The organism is Winogradskyella ouciana, from assembly GCF_009709615.1.
GTDB classification, from domain to species: domain Bacteria; phylum Bacteroidota; class Bacteroidia; order Flavobacteriales; family Flavobacteriaceae; genus Winogradskyella; species Winogradskyella ouciana.
On sequence record NZ_WJYA01000002.1, the window covers coordinates 336,440 to 356,010 of the forward strand.

Genomic DNA, 19,571 nt, shown 5'->3' on the forward strand with positions numbered 1-19,571 from the left:
AACTAACTTGATGAAAAAAAAGAAAGTCAATTTAAGAGATTTAAAACCAAATTCAGAAGAACAACATTCTCACGATGATGGTCACGACCACGGAGATGGAAGTGCATTCAAAACATACATTCCTGCTATCATAAGTTTTGTAATGTTAATTGTAGGTATCGCTGTAGATTATTTTGATGCGATTCCTCAATTTGAAGGATGGATTCGAGTAGTTTGGTACACTTTGGCATATATTCCTGTTGGATTTCCAGTAATCAAAGAAGGATGGAAAAGTCTTATAAAAGGTGATGTTTTTACCGAGTTCTTTTTAATGTCTATTGCTACAATTGGTGCATTTGTAATTGGTGAATATCCCGAAGGTGTTGCAGTAATGCTATTTTATGCAGTAGGTGAATTATTTCAAAATGCAGCAGTAAACAGAGCAAAAGGAAATATTAAAGCCTTGTTAGATGTTAGACCAAAAGAAGCTAATGTGTTTCGTAATGATGACTATATAAGTGTGTCGCCCGAAGATGTGAATATAGGAGAGAAGATTCAAATAAGAGTAGGTGAAAAAATACCGTTAGATGGGGTTTTATTATCCGAAAAAGCAGCTCTAAACACCGCAGCTCTAACAGGCGAAAGCAAACCAACTTCCATCTTAACAGGAGAAAAAGTGTATGCAGGCACAATCAATTTAGAAAGTGTTATTGAGGTTGAGGTAACCAATAAGTTTGAAGATAGTTCTATTGCGAGAATATTAGACTTGGTTCAAAATGCGACAGCACGCAAATCTAAAACGGAATTATTTATTAGACAGTTTGCTCGTATCTACACACCAATTGTAGTGTTTTTAGCTATTGGTGTTACTTTTATACCTTACTTTTTTGTAGATGATTATGTCTTTAGAGATTGGTTATACAGAGCATTGATTTTCTTGGTAATATCTTGTCCTTGTGCGTTAGTGATTTCAATTCCATTAGGATATTTCGGTGGATTGGGAGCAGCTTCCAAAAATGGAATCTTATTTAAAGGTGCTTCATTTTTAGATGCGATGACTAAAATAAATACTTTGGTAATGGACAAAACAGGAACCGTAACTAAAGGTGTTTTTAAAATCAAAGAAGTAAAAGCAATCGGTTGGAATGAAACCGAATTTATGCAATACCTAATGGCGATGGAAGAACAATCCACACATCCAATTGCAAAAGCAATTTTAGAGTATAAAGCAGAAGGAGAAGATTTTGAAGCTACCGAAGTGTCTGAAATTGCAGGTAAAGGTTTAAGAGGGATTGTAAATGGTAAAACAGTTTTAGTAGGAAATAAAGCCTTAATGACTTCTAATAATATTGATGTTCCATCTGAAACGGAATCTATTGTAGAATCTATCGTTTTAGTTGCAATCGATAATCAATTTGCAGGTTATGTAGTGATAGCAGATGAATTAAAAGAAGATGCAAAAGAAACAATTACTAATTTACATAAAGTAGGCATTAAGAATATTATGATGCTTTCTGGTGACAAAGATTCGATTACCCAACAAGTCGCTAAAGAGTTGAATATTGAAAATGCTAAAGGTGGCTTATTACCAGAAGATAAATTAAACGAAGTTGAAATTTTGAAGAAAAATCCTAAAAACAAAGTAGCTTTTATTGGTGATGGTATTAATGATGCACCTGTTTTAGCCGCAAGTAATGTTGGTATTGCAATGGGTGGTTTAGGTAGTGATGTAGCTATTGAAACAGCAGACGTTATCATTCAAACAGACCAACCTTCAAAAGTTGTTAGAGCCATTAAAATAAGTCGTTCCACACGAAAAATTGTTTGGCAGAATATAATTTTAGCGTTTGGAGTGAAAGTCATTGTTTTGATTTTAGGAGCGGGTGGATTAGCGACAATGTGGGAAGCAGTTTTCGCAGATGTTGGTGTGGCATTGTTGGCAATATTAAACGCAGTCCGATTACAAAAAATGAATTGGGATTGAGTAACATTGCGGAAAAATTTGCTACAAACTTGAAAAATCGATAACCGAAATGCCAACGCTTTAGCCATACACATTTACAGTCGCATCATCCAAACTCGCCAAAACTGTAAAAGAGTATGTCTTGCCAACGCTCACATCTTAACTAAACAACAAACATCGGAAAACCAAGCTGAATGTGAAAAGCACTATGCACAACAATGTATATAAAACATAGCTATTAAAGGCTTTTCAAAAGTTTTTTGCTTCTTTATTAAGTCCACCAAATTTTTCTTTTTGTATATTTAAAAAAATGAAAGTTAATCATAAAAAATAAAAATTCGGCTCGCGTATAATCCGAAAAATTAGTGTTTATTTATACGCTACGTTTCATATACGAGACCGTTGTGGCTAATTAAACGAATGAAAAGCATTTTAACTTACATATTGATTTTCTGCATTCTATTTGCCTGTAAAAAAGAGGACGAATCGAGTACGTTTGAAAACACAAACGCACATATCGAATATTTCGGATTTACAATTGTCGACACATTTTGGGATGATCCAACCGATTCCGAAGCCAAAACCAATTACGCTGATGAAATCCATAACTTCAGTAATATAGCAGATATTTTAATTGTAAATCCAAATGACAATATTGTTCAAAGGGCTCAAACCTTTGCAGATATGGATTTAAAAGCAATTTTACACCTAAATGAATTGTTCTTTGAATTAATAGACAATAACAGTCCTTCAGAATCAAATTATAATTTAAGGACGGATTATCAGGAAAGATGGAATGAATTTAAAACTATAAATCAATCTATTATAAATAACAATTATGTTGGAACATTTTACATAGGTGAAGAACCAACTTGGAATGGAATAACTTTCACAGAATTAAATGCTGTAGCTCAACTACTGCAAACAGAATTTCCGAACATACCTACAATGATAATTGAAGCTTATCCATCTTTGAATGACTTACAAGTTCCAGAAACTATTGATTGGATTGGATTTGACCGCTATTTCGTTGAAAACCCTAATACAAATGTTCAATTTCAACAAGATTGGAATACATTAAAGTCAAAGCTGTCAAACCCAAATCAAAAGATTATGGTTATTCTAGATAGTCATTACATAAATTGGGCACACGGAGACTTTGGAAATATAGAGTTGACACGAATGAATATTGTTGCCCAAAACTATTATGAATTAGCAAAAAGTGATGAAAAAGTTATTGGAGTTTTAGGATACTTTTGGCCAAACGGATTTGACATTCCAGAATCAATTGGAGCTAGAGGAATGCCCCAAAACGTAAAAATGGAATACGAAAGAATTGGAAAAGAAATAACTGGGAAAAATAACTAGCCACAACAAAGTACTGTGGTAAAAACCAAGTAAAATCTCATTAATTTTTCACTAAAGTACTTCTGTAACCATCGTCGTATACCAATCCTGATTTTGCTATGGCAAAAGCCTGTTTTAACAACTTATTGCACACTGCGATCAAGGCCAGTTTTTTGCTCTTTCCCTTGGCCACAATTCGCTCGTAAAGATCTCGGCAGCCCTTGTTGTATTTACAGGCATTAAAACTGCACATGAACAATAGATTTCTTAGTTTCTGATTCCCTATTTTGCTAATCCGTGCTCGTCCATTTACACTGCTTCCGCTCTGTCTAATTATTGGTGTTAATCCTGCGTAACTGCATAACTCGCTTGCACTAGAAAAACGCTCAAAACCACCTGTCAAGACCACTAACATCAGCGCTGTTTTACTACCAATTCCTGGTATGGTTTCTAATCGTGACAATAAATCTTGATGGACTTGTTTTACTAATAACAGAAGCCTGTCCTCTAAGGTTTTTATCTCTTTCTCCAACTGTTTTAAACTTCGTTTTAATGACCTTACAACCAATTTACTTGGCTCACCTAAAATAGCTTCCCCATGCAATTTGTTTTTTAGCATAGTGCTTTGTTTTGTATATACAGAAAGGGCTCTGACGATCTGAAGGCATTCTATTTCTTCCTTAGAATTTCCTTTCCATAGCTTTAATTCTACCTGTTGTGCGTATGCACAGATAAGTCTTGAATCGCTCTTGTCGGTCTTGATCTTGGATAGTCCCATCTGTATAAAACGTTTCACTGATAATGGGTTTTCTACCGATACTTTTATACCGGACTCCAGCAAATGGTAAGCTAGCTGGTAATGGTAATAGCCCGTAGCTTCCATAACGCAATGGCTCTTGCCATCTAAAAGTTTCGTAAACTTCTTAAACCCAAATTCATTGTTTTTGAACTGATGGTAATTGCCATCAGAATCCGTGACATCGAATACCAAATGGCTGATGTCGATACCAAAATATTTAATATCTTTATTCATAAGAAAATGTTTTTTTGAAAGGACAAACTACGCGAGTTTCAACGACTTAAAATCGAGGTCCCAAAGGCCTCATACCTGCCTGCCGGCAGGCAGGGAACTGTACGAAATCTGTGTAGAAAAGAGAGGGGATTTTTCCCGAAGCTTCGGGATTGACGAAGTCTAGGCTCCTACGTGTATAATAACCTTAATCCTCTCTTTTGTTCTTTCTGATTTATTAACCTCATTTAATCAATTGTAAACTTAAGCCGTGTATAATTCATTGCTAGTTATAGCTTACTTACGAAAGTCCTCGCGGACTTTCTATCTGTGATTTATTTGCTAACTTTAGTGTTTAAACACGCAACGAAATCATACACAAACACGTTAGCAACAATTTGATAAATCCTATGAAAAAATTAATACTTTACACAATTGGATTTACCTCATTTCTTTGCTGTGTGAATAATAAAAAAGAAGATAGTCAGAAATCCTGGAGAGAACAAAAAACAGTAGTTGAGGCCATCACAATCCCAAGTATTTCAAAAGTAAAAAATGGAGTCAAATTTATAAATACTGGACCAAGAGGAGGAAGTTATATAAATTCTGACAGTACCGAAATCAGATATACTATTTTCAGGGTTCAAATAGTTAATGATACCATTATTCCGCTAAATCTTGAATTAAATTTTCCAGAAACAACTATAGAATTACTTCCTGATTCATCGATTTTGTTGAACATTTCTATAATTCCTGATTCGTTAACACCTGATAATATCCAAAATAATTTGAATTTTGGAGTAATTGGAATTGAGGAATTCTTTGAGTCAGAATTAAGTGAACGTTATATGTTAAAAACGTCGATTCCACCTAAGGAGCAACATATAGTATACATTGGAATTAAGTTTGTTTCAGAATTAGATAATGGAACCACTCGTTCAATTCTTTTTATTAACGGACAAGATATAGTTGCACCATTTTTACCTCAAAAATCTATTAAAATAAATAATAAAAATCCTGAAATATTAGATCTTGTATATGGTATTGGAGTAGATCCACCTAATAATTATAATTTAATTCCTTGTGGAAAAATTAAATATTAAAATAAAACAGTTGCTAACACCGTATATAATTTATTGCTAGTTCTAGCCTACTTACGAAAATCCTCGCGGATTTTCTATTCGGTTTGTATTTGCTAAATTAGTTGCTGAAACACGCAACGAAACCATAGCCAAGACCGTTGTAAAACATTTGAGAAAAAATTGAAACATATTATTTTAATAATGGGAATATTGTCTTTTTTCGGAGCAAACAGTCAGAATTCTGATAATGAAAATTATGAGAAGTTGACATCTGAATTAAAGGATAAGTACCGAAAAGAACTAAAAAGAGATTCTGAAAAAGAATTTAAAACTGAATTTGTACGAGTTACAAATTTGGAAAGCAAGATTATAAATCAATATGGCTTTGACGGAATTAAACTTGTTTTTGAATCAAAAAACAGTTCAAACTTTCACAAGTTAGGAGAGTTTCCAAAAGATTGTCCTTGGACAAACTTAAATGATAATGATATCAAGGAATTTATTACTCAAAACTTTAAACCAATTTCCGAAAAAACACCAAATCTGATTTCTTCTTTAAAAGAGCGTTGTAAATTCATTTATGCAGAAAAGAAAGAAAACACTTGGCTGTTACATTATTTTCTCAATATGAAACTTTATGACAAAAGAGATTATTTCCGAGTGTACACAGGTGGTTCACCACTTATGAATGCTAAACCAAATCAAAATTTGAAAAATTTTAGTTGGAATATTCCAAATGACCTAAAACTTTTCTATTCGATTCATAATGGATTTGGTGAATTTTATGACGGTATTTCTATTTTGGGAAATGATGAGATAAAAGTAATGGCAGAACAGATGAATTCAATCTCTAAAGAGGAAAATATAAGATCTATAGGCTACACTTTTGAGCAATTATTGGAATTTTTTCCAGATGGAGGCGGTAATGCTCAATGCTTTTTCAAAAACAACAGTAATTCCACAGTAGACTGGGACCACGAAACTTGGGAGATTTCAGGAAAAACAGAATTTTTTGACTTTATAGACGAAAGATTATCTGTAATTGACGAAGAATAAAAAACGTTTTACAACAATGGCTATAAGTAATTGCTTGTTCTTGCCTACTTCTGAAAATCCTCGCGGATTTTCTATTCGGTTTGTATTTGCTAAATTAGTTGCTTGAATACGCAACGAAATCATACACAAAACCGTTATTAAACTACTTCAAAATTAAATAGCATACCTTTAGAGAAACCAATCTCTAATGTTCAAATTCTTTCGATTATCGAAACGGCATTTTGCAATGCAAAATCAAAGGTCTAGTAGACCTTTGGTTGAGATAGCCGCTTGCGGGCTTAACCAAACCACTGACTGAAACTATGATTAAGTTTTTTAGACGAGTTAGATACGACCTAATGGGAAAAAATAAAACCGGTAAATATCTTAAATATGCCGTTGGTGAAATTGTGCTGGTCGTTATTGGTATTTTAATAGCACTAAGTCTAAATAACTGGAAGGAAGATCTTGCCGACCAAGGAGAAGAAACAAGAATACTTGGAGGATTAAAGCAAGAATTCGAAACCAATCTCGCTGAAGTTAGCAGAAACATTAAGTTAAATACTTCGACAAGAGAATCGACTATAGCTCTTATCCAACTTATTCATACCGATGAACCTTTTGCAAATCAACGCTATTTAGATAGTCTTTTAAATGAAGTTTACATGTTCGGGTCCTTCGATGCGCAAACAGGATTGGTCAATGAAGTCATCAGTTCTGGTAAATTATCCATTATAAAAGATACAGAATTACGGAGTAGATTAACTGGTGTTTCAGGGCTTTTAGATAATCTTGAAGAAGACTATATAATTCGTAATGACTATTATTATAATCATATCATTCCATACTTAAGCAAGTATGTTTCGATTATCAACCAAGATAAATTCATGAATTTTTCAGGGTGGTCTGAATCTTATGAATCAAATAAATTAGATGACTCACCTTTTAAACAGAAGTATATGGACATTGATTTACTTCAGTTTGAAAATTTATTTGCAATACATAAAGTGAATAATGATTTCGTTAATCTAGATGAGTATGATTTGAAAGAATTTTTTACTCAAACTCTCAAAATTATCAATACTAACTTAGATCTTAAAGAATAAGAAAAACGAAAGCGTTAACCAATGATAAAATTCTTTAGATTATCGAAACGTCATTTTGCTTTGCAAAATCAAATGTCTTGCTTGTCCGAAGAAGGACTGTGGTAAAAATCCTAGCTTCTTTTTCACGATTTTTTCTAGACTTCTAAATAACATAATTCTGAAAAACATAAGCCATCAAAAATTCTTATGATTTGCTTTTTACTAACTCAACAATTTCCCTGTAGAACATAAAATTGCGAATCAGTATAGCAAATTCTGGTTTTAACACAAAGTGTTAATTAAGTCAACTATTATAAATAATTACTATAAATTAACTGTCGTTTAGGATTTTTACCTTCAAAATTATTACCGATTCTAACTTGTTATATTATGAAAAACTTATGCTCTATTATTCTTCTGCTCTCAATCATAGTGTCTTGCAAAGAGAAAGAAACCGAAGTAAAAACCACGTCTGAACCCGAAGCCACCACCGAAATTCATTTTTTTGCCAGTGACAGTATAAAAGTCTATGGCGATCTCTACGAAAAAGATAAGTCCGCTCCTACCCTTATTGTATTTCATCAAGGAGGTTCTAATACCAGAGCTGAATATAAGTCCATAATTCCTAAGCTTAGAAAAGAAGGATTTAATATTCTTACTATCGATCAGCGTGTTGGTGGTCAATATTATTATGGTGGTTATAATAGAACTGTTGCCGAAATTCCCAAAAACGAATATGGCTATTGTGATGCCTATCCAGATATGGTCGCGGCATTAAACTATGTAAAAGATTCAGGTTTTACCGGAAAGACAATCCTTTGGGGAAGCAGTTATAGTGCTACTCTAGCTTTAAAGCTTGCCAACAACAACCAAAGTGCCGTTGATGGCGTTTTGGCGTTTTCACCTGCGTCTGGTAACCCTATGGAAGGTTGCCAACCTAATGCACATATTGAAGCAATAAAAGTACCCTTATTGTTAATGAAACCAGCTTCTGAAATGGAAAGCGAGCGTTCGCAAACCCAAGTGAAGCTTGCCAATGAAAATGGCCATAAAACTTATATAGCCGAAAATGGTGTACATGGTTCCTCAATGCTCGATGAAAGCCGAATTGAAGGCAGCGCTGCTGAAACCTGGAAGGTAGTCATGGACTTTTTATCTCAGTTTAAATAACATGCCCAAAACGCTTTACCGCATTTATGTTGTAGAATTATCTAAGCGTGTATATACTGAAAACGCTAAGTTTAGAGTGGCAAACCCACAATATAATGGTGTGCTCGAATGTTTGTATGTAGGCATGACCAGTAAAACTCCCAAAGAACGTTTTGAGCAACATAAATCAGGTTATAGAAATAAGAAAGGGTATAAAATTTCTTCGAATATTGTAGAGAAATACGGTCTGTATTTAAGACCAAGTCTGTACAATCATATTGATCCTTTTTTTACTAGAGATGAAGCGCTTAAAGCGGAAAAGGAAATAACATTGGAATTACGTAGAGCACGCTATGCCGTATGGTCTAATTGATAACCGATAATTTTTCTAACGTTTCTTCATAAATACGCTCATACATAGGTACTACACTATGCAAATCGAATTTTTGGGACTGTGCCTTGGCATTCGCTTTAAACGTATTTAAAACCTCAGGATCCTTTAAAATATGAATGGCATTGGCAGACATTTCATTTACATCATTTACATCACTCAGATAACCTGAATACCCATCTTCATTAACTTCTGGCAATCCACCAGTATTTGAAGATATTACAGGCACACTACTTGCCATAGCCTCTAAAGCAGCTAAACCAAAACTCTCGGTTTGTGATGGTAATAAGAACAGATCACTGAAACATAAAATTCTATCAATCTCATGACTGTTTCCGAAGAAAACCACCTTATCCTTAATACCTAGCTCTTCCACCATGCGCTCTGCTCCTTCTTTCTCTGGACCTTCACCCACCATCATAAGTTTGGCTGGTAATTCCTTCTGAATGTTGTAAAAGATTTTAATCACATCCGGGATTTGCTTCACTTCGCGCATATTACTAATGTGAGTGACAATGCGTTCCTCATCATCTGCCATCATTTCGCGTTGGCAATCCGTAAAATTATGCAGGTGCTTTTCTAAATCTATAAAATTAGGCACCACATGAATGTCTTTTTTAATATCAAACAAACGCATGGTATCCTTTTTAAGACTTTCTGAAACTGAAGTTACGGCATCTGATTTATTAATGCTGAATGCTACTGCAGGTTTATAAAATGGATGACTTCCTACCAGTGTAATATCGGTTCCGTGCAATGTGGTTACAATGGGTACAATAATGCCTTCATCATATAGCATTTGCTGAGCCATATAAGCCGCGTAGGCATGTGGAATGGCATAATGCACATGCAATAATTGTAAGCCGTGTAGCTTTACCATATCCACTAATTTACTGGATAGTGCCAGTTCATAAGGTTGATAAAGAAACAAGGGATACTCTGGTACATGCACTTCGTGAAAATGAACATTGTTACTCAGTAGTTCTAACCGTACAGGTTGACTGTAGGTTATAAAATGAATTTCATGACCACGCTTAGAAAGCTCTAATCCTAATTCTGTGGCTACTACTCCACTACCTCCAAAGGTTGGGTAACAAACAATTCCTATTTTCATCTGGACGTTTAAATTTATGTCACCTTGAGCGCCATCGAAAGGTCTATTTTATGTTTTGGTCAATTTAGGTTTCGACTGCGCTCAACCTGACAGTACTATTCAATATAAAGTCTAAAGTTATAAGTTTTAGAAATGTTATCCTCTACTTTAAGGACTTTTTAACTTATAACGGTTGCCTTTAAATCATTCAATTATCGCTTCGTATATCAAGCGCTGAATTTCGGTTCTAATGTTTTCTCTCAACAATAAGTTTTTACCGGCTTCAGGATAAGTTCTGTTGGCCAAAAAAACATACACAAGCTCTTCATCAGGATCTGCCCAAGCGTAAGTCCCAGTAAACCCAGAATGTCCAAAACTTTTCATCGATAAACAGCCACAAGTTGGACCTTCATCTCCTAATTGTGGTTTATCAAAACCTATACCTCTTCTATTATCTCGTTCGCAATAATAGCAGGTATTGAATTTGTCAATTGTTTCGGCTTTTAGATAACGCTTTCCGCCGTAAAATCCCTTCTGTAAATACATTTGCATAATCTTAGCCACATCATTGGCATTGCTAAAAATACCTGCATGGCCACCAATACCTCCTTGCATTGCTGCTCCCATATCATGCACATAACCGTGTACTTTTTTGTAACGATAATAGTTGTCAACCTCGCTTGGTACAATGTCCTTTAAACTAAAAACTTCTCTTGGGTTGTAAGTGGTGTAATTCGCACCCAACGATTTGTAATAACGATCTTGGGTAATCTCGTGCAAGGATTTGTCATAAAAGCTTTCGAGATAGTTTTTAAGAATGTAATACGGTAAGTCGCTATAGCGATAACGTAATCGTGAAAGCAAATCGCTTTCCTTAACGATTTCCTGTATGGAATCTTTATAGTCGCTACGCAGAAAAAGTGAATTGGTAACTTCGATATTAAACTCCTTACTACGCTTACTTCGATAATATTTTGGATCTGGTTTTTTAGTCACAGAATCTAATGTTGCGTAATAAAATGGAACCCAAGGTCGTAATTGTGCATAATGCGACAACATCTTCTTTAAGGTGATATTCTTTTTGTTGGAGTCCTTAAACTCGGGTAGCAAATCACCCAATTTAGCATCTAGTGAAACGGAACCTTGCCCTTCCAATTCCATTAATATAGGTAAGGTTGCCAATATTTTAGTGAGTGAAGCCACATCATAAACATCATCAAAATCTACCTTGTTCTTTTTTGAATACGTATGGTAACCAAAGTTTTTATTGTAAATCACCTTTCCTCTTCTGGCTACCAGCAGCTGAATACCTGGTGTCATTCGATTATTTACGGCATAATTGGCAATCGAGTCAATACGGCTTAATTTTTCAGAATCCATACCTACGCGTTCTGGTAAACCATAGCTTAAACTCATTAAAGCATTATAAGATTCGCCAGTACCAACCGGAAAAAATGCTCCTGTACTTACAGGCAGTTTCCCTTTGGCTCCAATAGCTCCAAAAATAAGTTGCGCAGATTTCTCTTGCGCGATGCTGCTATTCTGATAACTCATTACAATAGCATTGATATTTTCTATGGATCGTAACTGATTCAAGGCATAAGGCCTTGCAAAAACATCTAATACAACGGTATTGGTTCTTGCTATTTCATATAACCAAGCTAATTCTTGTTGTGAGAACTTATAATCCTTCCAAGGATTGTCATTTGATTTATGAAAACCAATTACAACGGTATTGTAATTCTGTAATTTTGAAATGACACCATCTAGCTTATCCGCCTTAACATGATGTACTTTAGTGTATTTTTTTAGCTCGTTAAAGAAGGTTGAACCACTGGCATCACCCAACTCCACGTAGGCTATCTTTTTGGTTTGCAAATCACGAAACGGTAATAAGGCCTTTTCATTTTTAACCACCGTAATGGCATTTTCCATAAGGTTTTCGTAGAGCACATCGTCCTTAATTCGGTTTAAATCAGAGCCAAGATTATACATACCTACTGGTGAATAATCATTTAATCCGACTTTATACTTAGCCATTAATATTTTTTTTACCGAATGTGATAAGCGTGCTTCTGTTATAATGCCTTCATTATAAGCTTCAACAAACTTAGCGATGCCTCGCTTCGGATCTTCAGACATCAACATCACATCATTCCCGGCTAAAAAAGCCATTAGATCAATCTCTCCGCCTTTTGACAGTGTTTTTGTAGTCAATCCATCAACACCCTTTTCTACATAATCTGCTGCGCCTTTCATGGTAAGGGCATCCGTAAATATCAATCCATTAAAACCTAGCTCCTCTTTGAGAATATCGGTAACAATATGCTTAGATAATGACGACGGAAAGCCTCTTCGAGATTCTAGACTCGGAATATTAAGATGGGCCACCATAACGCTAGACAAACCTTGTTTTATAAGTTGCCTATAAGGATATAATTCTATGGAATCTATACGCTGCTCACTAAATGATACAGTCGGTAACGTTTTATGCGAATCGTCTTCTGTATCTCCATGACCTGGAAAATGCTTTGCATTGGCCAAAACACCTGCACTTTGCATGCCCTTCATAAACGCTAATCCTTTGTCAGTGACGTTATCCCTATCTTCTCCAAAAGAGCGATTGCCTATAATTGGGTTTTTAGGATTGGTATTGATATCCACTACTGGCGCAAAATTAAAATGCACACCCAAACGTTTACAATGTTCACCGATTTGTCGTCCTGTTTGTTCTACCAATTCATTATCCGAAATGGCACCTAGTGTCATATTCCAAGGAAAGGCATACGTTGAATCCAATCGCATACTCAATCCCCATTCCGCATCCATACCAACTAAAAGCGGTATTTTAGAAACAGCTTGTAACTTATTATTTAACTGTGCTTGTCTGTAAGGCCCACCATTGGAATAGATCACTCCACCAATATGTTCATCTTTAATTAAATCAATGACAGCATTATTGACTTGGTCACTGTTTTTAGACATCACTTGCACCATATAGAGCTGGCCAATACGCTCCTTTATGGACATGGAATTGTAAACACTATCCACCCACTTTTGTTGTTGTATGGGATCTTCTGAAAGTAATGGATTATTGGTGAGCTCTTGCGCGAAAGTAATTTGAGCACAAAGAAACAAAAGGATAAGGGACAAATGGCGCATAAAAATTCTTTTATCGTTTTTAGGTTAATTAACGAATACTATGCCAAAATAGCATAATTAACAAGAAGTAAAAAAGACTTTAGGATAGTTTTATAAACCGTGTAATTAACAGTTTGGTTAACTATCCATTAAATCAATATGCCTATCATGGTAACCCAATAGATACAGCACACCATCCAGACCAATGCTCGATATGGAATTTTGCGCGTTGTCCTTAACTTTGGGTTTGGCATGAAATGCAATCCCAAGTCCTGCCAAATTGAGCATTTCCAAATCGTTGGCACCATCACCTACAGCAATGGTTTGCCCGATATCTATACCCATATTATCAGCAAGTTTTTGAAGATATTCCGCTTTTTTAGTCCCATTGACAATATCTCCTAGATAGTGTCCTGTGAGTTTGCCATCTTTAATTTCGAGTTGATTGGCATATACAAAATCAATGTCTAATTTTTCTTGAAGATAATGCCCAAAATAGGTGAAACCACCAGATAAGATAGCCGTTTTATAACCGTAATTGTGAAGTGTATCTACCAGGCGTTTAGCACCTTTTGTTATCGGAAGGTTTTCGGCAACCTCTTTTAATACATCTTCGCTTAAGCCCTTTAAAAGCTTCATACGTTTTTCAAAACTCTCGTTGAAGTCAATTTCGCCTTGCATCGCTGATTCCGTAATAGCACGTACCTCTTCTCCCACTCCTGCACGTTCGGCAAGTTCATCTATAACCTCTGTTTGGATTAAGGTAGAATCCATATCAAAGCAAACCAAACGTCGGTTACGCCTAAACATAGTATCTTCCTGAAAGGCAATATCCACATCGAGCTCTTTTGAAATTTCCATAAACCTAGACGTGAATTCAGACTTATCCTTCAACTGTCCTCTTATGGACAATTGTATGGATGCCCTAGGATATTCCTCTTCTTTCACCAAGGATGTTCTACCTGTTAGGCGCTTAATGGAATCGATATTGAGATTTTTCTCTGAAATGATCTTCGTGACCTCAGAAATTTGTTCTGCCTTTAACTTTTCACCAAGAATGGTAACAATGTAGCGATCTTTACCTTGCATATTTACCCAATGCTCGTAGTTTTCAAGAGATATGGGTGTAAACTTTGCGGTTATTCCCAATTCGTAGGCCTTAAACAATAGATCTTTTAGTACGGCTGCAGATTTTTTCCCTGATTTTATTTCAAACATCATCCCAAGTGACAGGGTATCGTGAATATTAGCTTGACCAATATCTAAAATTTTAGCATCGTATTTTGCTAAAACACTGGTTAAACCAGAAGTTAACCCTGGTTTATCCTGTCCTGAAATGTTTAAAAGAAAAATATCTGTTGCCAAAATATGGTATTTGAGATTTATTGGTAGTAAAAATGGCTATTCTAACTGAAAAATAAAAATATTTCGAAATGCGAAAAGCATAATAATTGTCTTTGTTTGCTGAGAATTTCTCAACATCGGCCAATTACTTAATGAATCTACTATGCCAACTTTCGCTAGCAGGCACTTCCCAGTTGTCTTTAAATTCTGCAATATTGGTCACCAGATTATTAAATACTATGGTGTTTTTAGAAACTGAACGGTTCTTTACCATGGTTTTAAAGTCAACCAGAGGTTTATAAGCTACAAACTCTCCTTGCTTAAAGGACACGTTCATTTTATCCATTAAATCTACGTTGTACTCCTTTTCCAATTGCTGAATAAAGTGCACGGAAGCATCAATAGAACAGCCTGTGGCATTATTCAAGTTTTGGTTTAATGCAATAACTATAAAACGCTTATATACAATTTTATAACCAGCTTGCAAATCTTTACCGTGAGCTGTCCATGCAGTAATAAAAGTTTCGATTTTAGATTCTAGTTCTGCAATCTCTTCTTCAGTAAATGAACGGTTGGCTTGGTATATCCAAACACGGGATTCTTCTGATAATGTATCAAAATCAACTAACATAATCGGTGTCTTTTTCTAATGGCAAAAGTACAATTTTACATCCAATCATTGGCTTGGGATTCTACTCTAAAAAGCAGATAATCGTATATGCTTTTTGCCTCAGATTCATTCACGTAAGGAATCGTCACGGATTTTGACGCTGTAAAAATGATTACAGAAGCAATTTTCCGACGTTTTTGAAAAATGGATTGTCTTAATTTAACCGCTTGTATCTTATGGATTTCAAGAATATTGGTAACAGTATCCACAAAACCACTGCCGAGCGTTACAAAATCCTCAGAAATGATATAATATGCTTTCTTATAGGATATATAGACAAAAAGTGTCGCGATTGGGACAACAATACAATTAGCCCATAGTGCTTCGTACCCAAAAAACAGAGTTGCCAATAGATTTATGGCACTTGTAAAAATTAACATTCGCAATGCCAATATTCTCATATAATACGGTCTTGGTTTATAACGATCACCGTTAAAGCTATAGTTATCAATAAGCTTTTCTATCAAGTAATCCACCTGCGGTCGCTCTAAAGCGATAATATTGAAATTCTTTTGTTGTTTTTGGTTTACCATAGTTTGCTTAACATACAACGTATGCAAACCAAAATAGCGTTTTACACGATTGGTCTTAATGATTAAATTTTGAATGCGACTTGGTGTTAAAATCAAGGACACTTTATTGAAAAGCCCTTTGTTTATTTCTACGGTTTTTTGGTGCTCAATGACCTGAAGGTTAAAATTGACAATAATGAGTTTTACTATTGAAAACAATACGGAAATGAGCAATACAAAAAATAGAATGATAAGGTTTGTTAGCAACAAATTAGCAATCATAGCTTCATCAAGCGTGATGAAGTCCTCTACTTGATCGCTTAAATTCAAATTTTCTATAAAGTCCCGAAATTGGTAGTAAAGTCCAATGACAAATGCCGCTATGATACCAAAACTCCTCAGATGATTCTGCGATAAACCTGCCAGCAACAAGCGTTTCATGGATATTTTAAAGTACACTTGTGATGGTTGGATGGGCTGTTCATCAACTTGTTGAAGATTGATGCTGTCTTTATTAAATAATTTGTCTTTGAGCAGAAGAGCCGTCGGCCTATCCAAGGCGCTAATTTCAATTTCAGATTTCTTGTCTCCCGCAGTTTCAATATTTACCGATACCACGTTGATGATCTGTTGTAAGAAATTCTGCTTTATATAAACATTTTGGATTTTAGACTTAGGGATAATGGTATTGTCCTTATTGATTATACCTCTAGATAAATGAAAATCATTCTTGGTCAGATGGAATTTAAAATTGAGATACTTTAATATTGCCACTACCAAAATGATGATAAGCAACCCAACAAAGAAAAGTGAAATTGTGGTGGTTGTAACTCCCATGAGTGATTTCTTGCGCATAAGCGAGAAGCCTATGGCCAATAAAGCCACAAAGAATTTTTTAAAAAACTGAAAGAGATTAAAACCAAATATAACAAGAATCCCTTTTGAGGATTGTCGCATAGGCTGTGAAAAATCAACGTTATCCATTAATCTTTGCACTAATAAAATCGTTGATTTGTTTGGCTTCACCAACAGAAAGACCACTGATTTTCATGTCACTTCCCGACTCACCAGCTGAATAGATTTTTAAGCTTGCAAGAGCAAGGCGCCTTTCTAACCAGCTTCGGCTGACTTCTACATGCTGAATTCTTATAATCGGTACTGTTGTAAGGTAGTTAATGATTAGGCCTTTAGCATAAACGACATCGTGTTCTCTAATTGCATATTTTCGTTTTTTAAATGCCAATAAAGACACTATCAAATTCAATATGCAAAATCCTATGGCGAATAGTATGACATACTGAAAGTTATCCTGAAAGCCATCTTCTTCAATTAATTGTTTTAAAGCAAATAAGGCGCTAAAGAGGATACCGAATAAAATCAGCTTGTTAAACGCAATGATTTTTAAATACTGTTTGGAGATGGGTTTTAAATCTACAGTATCGATTTTTGGCAAATGGTCAGTAAATATTTGGGAATTAGAAAATTGCATAATTAAAACTATGAGTTTGCAATCAATTCGGCTATATCTAGTACAGTAACTTCATTTTCCTTTTCTTTGGCTTTTACACCATCGGTCATCATGGTATTACAATAAGGGCAGCCTGTAGCTATAATATCAGGTTTTGTTTCTAAGGCTTGTTCTGTTCTCAGGACATTTACATCCATGTCTCCTTTTTCAGGTTCTTTAAACATCTGTGCTCCACCAGCACCACAGCACATTCCTGTACGTTTATGACGTTTCATTTCCAAAATATTGCCATTGGTATGTTTTAGAACATCCCTTGGAGCTTCATATTCACCATTACCCCTTCCCAAATAACAAGGATCGTGAAACGTAATGCGCTTGCCTTTATAGGTATTGCCTTCTATGGTCAATTTTCCTTCACTGATCAGTTGCTTAATGAATTGCGTATGATGAACAACATCATAATGCCCACCTAAACCAGGATACTCATTTTTTAGGCAATTAAAAGAATGCGGATCGCAAGTCACTATACGCTTAACTTCGTAAGCATTGAGCACTTCAATATTCATCATAGCCTGCATCTGGAACAAAAACTCATTTCCTGCACGCTTGGCAACATCACCAGTATTACTTTCTTCCGCACCTAAAACAGCAAAATCTACATTGGCTTTGTTTAATATTTTCACAAAGGCTCTCGTAATCTTTTTGGCTCTATCATCATAACTACCAGCAGAACCCACCCAAAATAAAATCTCAGGTTGTTTGCCTTCTGCCATATACTCTGCCATGGTTGGCACTTTTAGTTCTTCGCTCATGATATTTATTTTTTTCCTTTTGTAGAATACAAAGCTGGTATTAAACCGAAACCTCCACCTATTAATCCTCCTCCAATTAAATAATTGTATGCGCTATCTTTCAATGCTATCATTAATACTGTTCCTGAAATTATCAATGCTATGGCGACAAGCATAATTATTTGTCTTTTATTCATCTTTCCAGTTTAAACGGTCTTGTTGGTTATAAGGCCAAGGCGCTCCGTTGTTCTCTATATTGGTCATCATAGTATTCAGTTCCATTGGCGCAGCACTCTGCTCCATAACCAAATAACGACGCATGTCCATTATAATGGATAAGGGATCTATACTTACTGGACAAGCCTCAACACAGGCATTACAAGTAGTACATGCCCAAAGTTCTTCTGCTGTGATATAATCACCCAACAGCTGTTTGCCATCATCTTTAAACTCACCGTTATTGGCATCAATATTTTTCCCTATATCTTCTAGACGGTCTCGTGTGTCCATCATAATCTTACGAGGAGATAATTTTTTACCTGTTAAATTTGCAGGACATTCCGCAGTACAGCGTCCACATTCAGTACAAGTGTAAGCATTGAGCAATTGAATTTGGTTTAAATCCGTGGCATCACTTGCTCCAAATTTCTCTGGCACTTCCTCTTCTGCTCCTTCGGCTGGTGCCGCAAAAGGATCTGCATTAGGATCCATCATAAGCTTTACCTCATTGGTAACGGCTTCAAGATTGTTAAACTGCCCTTTTGGTGTTACACGTCCGTAATAGGTGTTCGGGAAAGCTAAAAGAATATGTAAATGTTTGGAAAAATATAAATAATTCAAGAAAATCAAAATACCAACAATGTGCAACCACCAAGCTGTACGCTCAATAATATGAAGTGTTCCTTCAGACATGCCTTCAAACCATGGTGCAATAAATTGCGAAATGATGTTTCCATGTCCCATATTCTGAAAAGGTATATCGGTAGCATTCATGATTAAGAACAGGCACATCAGCACCACTTCAAAATAAAGAATAATATCCGCATCACTTTTTGGCCAACCTTTAAGTTCGTTAGCCATAAAGCGTCTTAGCTTTATGATGTTTCTACGAATCCAAAATGCAATCACCGAAACTAAAACAAGTACAGCGAGTATTTCAAAGGCACCAATTAAAAAACCGTAAACAGATTCTGGTAATACTTCTAAACCAATGCGATGTGTACCGAAAAGGCCGTCAATGATTATTTCAAGAACTTCGATATTGATAATAATAAAACCGACGTAAACGATAATATGAAGAAAACCGGCTATTGGTCGTTTTACCATTTTACTTTGACCAAGGGCAATGCGCGCCATATTTTTCCAACGCTCCCCTTTGTTATCACTGGCATCAACTTCTCGACCTAATTTAATGTTACGGATAAGTTTCCTAATATTTCTAGTAAAATAGCCAATACCCAAAACCAGGATGGCGGCAAAAATAATGTTTGGTATATACTCCATACTTAAATT

At 35.4% G+C, this 19,571-nt stretch carries 17 protein-coding genes; 7 read left to right on the plus strand and 10 right to left on the minus strand.

Annotated elements, in window-relative coordinates; translation table 11 throughout:
* The first annotated feature begins 10 nt into the window (after positions 1 to 10).
* Positions 11 to 1,963, plus strand: coding sequence for a heavy metal translocating P-type ATPase (locus F1003_RS02300; protein WP_155087582.1), 1,953 nt, complete (start codon positions 11 to 13; stop codon positions 1,961 to 1,963).
* 399 nt (positions 1,964 to 2,362) lie between these two features.
* Positions 2,363 to 3,310, plus strand: a complete 948-nt coding sequence (locus F1003_RS02305; protein ID WP_155087583.1) for a hypothetical protein — start codon at positions 2,363 to 2,365, stop codon at positions 3,308 to 3,310.
* A gap of 40 nt (positions 3,311 to 3,350) precedes the next feature.
* Here the strand turns inward: F1003_RS02305 and F1003_RS02310 are convergent, their stop codons facing one another.
* The gene (locus F1003_RS02310) at positions 3,351 to 4,322 is read right to left on the minus strand and encodes an IS110 family RNA-guided transposase (RefSeq protein ID WP_155087584.1); all 972 of its coding nucleotides are present in this window, start codon (positions 4,320 to 4,322) and stop codon (positions 3,351 to 3,353) included.
* A gap of 386 nt (positions 4,323 to 4,708) precedes the next feature.
* Between F1003_RS02310 and F1003_RS02315 the strand changes: the two genes are divergently transcribed.
* The 5 genes from F1003_RS02315 to F1003_RS02335 all read left to right on the plus strand — a co-directional run bounded on the left by F1003_RS02315 (position 4,709) and on the right by F1003_RS02335 (position 9,022).
* Complete coding sequence (locus F1003_RS02315; protein ID WP_155087585.1) at positions 4,709 to 5,401, plus strand: hypothetical protein; 693 nt, start codon at positions 4,709 to 4,711, stop codon at positions 5,399 to 5,401.
* A 159-nt stretch (positions 5,402 to 5,560) separates the two neighbouring features.
* Positions 5,561 to 6,436: an SMI1/KNR4 family protein gene (locus F1003_RS02320; RefSeq protein WP_155087586.1), complete on the plus strand. Its 876-nt coding sequence runs from the start codon at positions 5,561 to 5,563 to the stop codon at positions 6,434 to 6,436.
* Positions 6,437 to 6,738: 302 nt separating this feature from the next.
* Positions 6,739 to 7,521: a DUF6090 family protein gene (locus F1003_RS02325; RefSeq protein WP_155087587.1), complete on the plus strand. Its 783-nt coding sequence runs from the start codon at positions 6,739 to 6,741 to the stop codon at positions 7,519 to 7,521.
* A gap of 369 nt (positions 7,522 to 7,890) precedes the next feature.
* A complete protein-coding gene (locus tag F1003_RS02330; RefSeq protein ID WP_155087588.1) occupies positions 7,891 to 8,670 on the plus strand; it encodes an alpha/beta hydrolase in 780 nt (259 codons plus the stop codon).
* Between the two features lies 1 nt (position 8,671).
* Positions 8,672 to 9,022, plus strand: coding sequence for a GIY-YIG nuclease family protein (locus F1003_RS02335; RefSeq protein ID WP_155087589.1), 351 nt, complete (start codon positions 8,672 to 8,674; stop codon positions 9,020 to 9,022).
* On the opposite strand, the gene bshA is transcribed toward F1003_RS02335, so the two are convergent.
* From bshA to F1003_RS02385, 9 genes are all read right to left on the minus strand, one after another.
* The gene (gene bshA, locus F1003_RS02340; RefSeq protein ID WP_155087590.1) at positions 9,015 to 10,154 is read right to left on the minus strand and encodes an N-acetyl-alpha-D-glucosaminyl L-malate synthase BshA; all 1,140 of its coding nucleotides are present in this window, start codon (positions 10,152 to 10,154) and stop codon (positions 9,015 to 9,017) included. The genes F1003_RS02335 and bshA overlap by 8 nt on opposite strands.
* A 183-nt stretch (positions 10,155 to 10,337) precedes the next feature.
* A complete protein-coding gene (locus F1003_RS02345) occupies positions 10,338 to 13,295 on the minus strand; it encodes a serine hydrolase domain-containing protein (RefSeq protein ID WP_155087591.1) in 2,958 nt (985 codons plus the stop codon).
* 117 nt (positions 13,296 to 13,412) lie between these two features.
* The gene (serB, locus tag F1003_RS02350; protein ID WP_155087592.1) at positions 13,413 to 14,639 is read right to left on the minus strand and encodes a phosphoserine phosphatase SerB; all 1,227 of its coding nucleotides are present in this window, start codon (positions 14,637 to 14,639) and stop codon (positions 13,413 to 13,415) included.
* 124 nt (positions 14,640 to 14,763) lie between these two features.
* A complete protein-coding gene (locus F1003_RS02355; protein ID WP_155087593.1) occupies positions 14,764 to 15,249 on the minus strand; it encodes an ABC transporter ATPase in 486 nt (161 codons plus the stop codon).
* Positions 15,250 to 15,284: 35 nt separating this feature from the next.
* The gene (locus F1003_RS02360; RefSeq protein WP_155087594.1) at positions 15,285 to 16,784 is read right to left on the minus strand and encodes a PH domain-containing protein; all 1,500 of its coding nucleotides are present in this window, start codon (positions 16,782 to 16,784) and stop codon (positions 15,285 to 15,287) included.
* Positions 16,777 to 17,289: a PH domain-containing protein gene (locus tag F1003_RS16790; RefSeq protein WP_155087595.1), complete on the minus strand. Its 513-nt coding sequence runs from the start codon at positions 17,287 to 17,289 to the stop codon at positions 16,777 to 16,779. Before F1003_RS16790 ends, F1003_RS02360 begins: the two co-directional genes overlap by 8 nt.
* Before the next feature lie 8 nt (positions 17,290 to 17,297).
* Positions 17,298 to 18,080 (minus strand): (Fe-S)-binding protein, encoded by a 783-nt coding sequence (locus F1003_RS02375; RefSeq protein WP_155087597.1) that lies wholly within the window; start codon positions 18,078 to 18,080, stop codon positions 17,298 to 17,300.
* A 5-nt stretch (positions 18,081 to 18,085) separates the two neighbouring features.
* Entirely contained in the window at positions 18,086 to 18,256 is a 171-nt protein-coding gene (locus tag F1003_RS02380) for a hypothetical protein (RefSeq protein ID WP_155087598.1), read from the minus strand.
* Complete coding sequence (locus F1003_RS02385; protein ID WP_155087599.1) at positions 18,249 to 19,562, minus strand: 4Fe-4S dicluster domain-containing protein; 1,314 nt, start codon at positions 19,560 to 19,562, stop codon at positions 18,249 to 18,251. Before F1003_RS02385 ends, F1003_RS02380 begins: the two co-directional genes overlap by 8 nt.
* Positions 19,563 to 19,571 lie beyond the last annotated feature (9 nt).